The sequence below is a fragment of the Sandarakinorhabdus sp. genome (assembly GCF_031422795.1).
Taxonomy (GTDB): domain Bacteria; phylum Pseudomonadota; class Alphaproteobacteria; order Sphingomonadales; family Sphingomonadaceae; genus Sandarakinorhabdus.
In genome coordinates, this window is sequence record NZ_JANPML010000015.1 from 1 (window position 1) to 2,510 (window position 2,510).

Consider the following 2,510-nt stretch of genomic DNA (forward strand, 5'->3'; position numbering starts at 1 on the left):
TGATTGAAATAAAACGGCGGGATGACCAGCAGGCCATCGGCGCCCACGCTTTGCGCGTGCCGGGCGATGTCGATGGTCTCCACGATGTTCGACGTGCCGGGGCCGACCATGATGTTCATGTTGCCCTTGTGCTGCATCGCCGTTTCGGTGACGAGCTTGCGTTCGGCCACCGAAAAGCTGGGGAATTCACCCGATGTGCCGAGCACCACCACGCCATCGGCGCCGCATTTCTGGTGCCATTCCATCACCGCCTTCATGGCACCGGGATCGAACATGCCCCTGGCATCGCACGGCGTGACCGTGGCCACCCAATAAGCGACCTTCTCCTTGGAGCCGAGCCGGCGCGGGCCCATCTGTGCGGCGGCCGGTGCAGCAGCACCCAGCGCGCCGATCGCAGCTGCGCCTGCAGCCAGAGCCCCAGCCAGACTCAGCGTGTCTCTGCGGTTCATGTCCATGATCGCTTCCTCCCCCAAAAGCGCCCATTTTCGCGCGCGTTTGTCACATCATTGCGCCGCGCGGGCCGCCCGGCAAGAATTTTGCGCGAAATTCGCCCGGACTAGGTGGAAATGCGAGGGTTTCAGCAGTGCAGTGCAAAACTGCCGCGCCCCGGCGAGCCGACATCGCGGCGCCAGGTAATGCTGGCGCAGCCATCGAGCACATCGCGGCCCAGCTTCAGGATCGGCCAGCCGCTCTGGCGGCCACGGCTGGCGGTGACCATGGCGCCTTCGCTGTCATCGGCATCGGGCGGCAGATCGGCGCGGCCAGCCCAATCGAACAATCGCACGTCGACCTTTGCCAGCATGATGCCGGCAACTGCCACGGGTTTGGCCAGCACCAGCGTGCGCACCGGGCGGGCCACGCCAAACCCGATCGCCACCCGCCGCACCGCGCCGGTCAACTTGCCGTCACCGGCGCCGGCCAGACGGCTGGCGGCAGCGACGCTGGCCACGCTGGCGGGGCGCAACTGGTGCAGTTCCACGTCGATCGGCGGCTGGCCCGGCAGCGGCCATTCAAACATCAGGCTGTTGCTGCGACCGCCGGTGCCGGCGTTGACGCTGGTTAGCCGGTCCCTCGGCGTGGCGGGTCGATAGACCAGGCGCACCTCGTCATGCGGCAGCAGCGGCAGGCCGATCACACCGTCGCTGCCGGCGGCCAGGCCAGCCGGTGCAGCGGCAGGAGTCAACACCCGCACGATCAACGTCCGCCCGGCGATGGCAAACGCCTCGCGGCTGAACGGCACCGCCACATTGGTTTGCCCCACCGAGACCCGGAATCGGCCACGATCCACCTGCTTGCCATCGGCGCGCGTGTTGCTGGCCAGTTGCAGGCGCGCGGCCGCCTCGGGGCTGATCACCACCATCGGATCGCCGCCCATATCCACCGTCAGCCGCACGGTCTGGCCGGCAATCTGCGTTTCGATCACTGGCGCTGTGGCGGCCAGCACCAGCGGCGGCAACGGCGGCGGTGGCGGGGTCTTGGGCTTGCGCGCGGCCAGCGTCGGAGCGGCGGCCAGCAGCATTGCAGCCAGCAGTTCAAGCCGTGCGAAAGGCATTGCTGATCGGATAGCGCCGGTCCCTGCCGAAATTGCGGCGGCCGATCTTCACGCCGGGCGGCGCCTGCCGGCGCTTGTATTCGGCGATATAAAGCAGCCGTTCAATGCGGGCGACGGTGGCAGCATCCAGCCCTTCGGTCACCAGGTCGCTGGCCGATCGTTCCTGTTCGACCAGCCCATACAGGATGCGGTCGAGCAGTTCGTATGGCGGCAGGCTGTCTTCGTCTTTCTGGTTGTCGCGCAGTTCAGCGGTCGGCGGTTTGGTGATGACGCGCACCGGCATCACCGGGCCTTCCGGGCCGATCGACAGCCGCGGCGAGTTGGCGTTGCGCCATTCCGAAACGCGGAACACGGTGGTTTTGTACAGGTCCTTCAGCACCGAATAACCGCCGGCCATGTCGCCATAAATGGTGGCATAGCCCACGCTCATCTCGCTCTTGTTGCCGGTGGTGAGCAGCATCGGGCCGAACTTGTTCGAAAGGCCCATCAGCGTCAGGCCGCGGATGCGCGACTGGATATTTTCTTCGGCGATGTCGCGCTGGCGGCCGTCGAACAATGGGCTGAGCATCGTATCGAACGCCGTCATCGCCGGTTCGATGCGCACCGTGTCGAGCCGGCAGCCCAGCATCGCTGCGCACTGCGCCGCATCATCCAGGCTGTCCTGGCTGGTGAACGGGCTGGGCATCATCACGCACCACACCCGGTCGGCGCCCAGCGCGTCCACCGCAACCGCCGCCGACAGCGCCGAATCAATCCCGCCCGACAGGCCAAGCACCACGCCCGGAAATCGGTTGCGGTTCACATAATCGCGCAGGCCAACCAGCATCGCGTGATAGATGGCGGCGAGTTCGTCATCCGCCGTGGTGATTTCACCCGGCGTGCAGTGCCAGCCTTGCGGCCCGCGCTGCCAGTGCGTCAGCCGCACATCGTCGTCCCACATCGGCAGCTGGTGGGCCAG

At 66.7% G+C, this 2,510-nt stretch carries 3 protein-coding genes; all 3 read right to left on the reverse strand.

Annotation, left to right across the window (positions count from 1 at the left end; translation table 11 throughout):
* Positions 1-455, reverse strand: a 455-nt coding sequence (locus RMO81_RS00665; RefSeq protein WP_310473796.1) for a dihydrodipicolinate synthase family protein, incomplete at its 3' end; no start/stop codon positions are given.
* 122 nt (positions 456-577) lie between these two features.
* Positions 578-1,552: a hypothetical protein gene (locus RMO81_RS00670; protein ID WP_310473797.1), complete on the reverse strand. Its 975-nt coding sequence runs from the start codon at positions 1,550-1,552 to the stop codon at positions 578-580.
* The coding region (locus tag RMO81_RS00675) for an NAD+ synthase (protein ID WP_310473798.1) at positions 1,533-2,510 on the reverse strand (978 nt) is incomplete at its 5' end. The genes RMO81_RS00670 and RMO81_RS00675, both read right to left, overlap by 20 nt.

Excerpts from the sequence above, each read along its gene's own strand:
- RMO81_RS00670 (WP_310473797.1), bottom strand. The coding sequence starts at position 1,552 with ATGCCTTTCGCACGGCTTGAACTGCTGGCTGCAATGCTGCTGGCCGCC.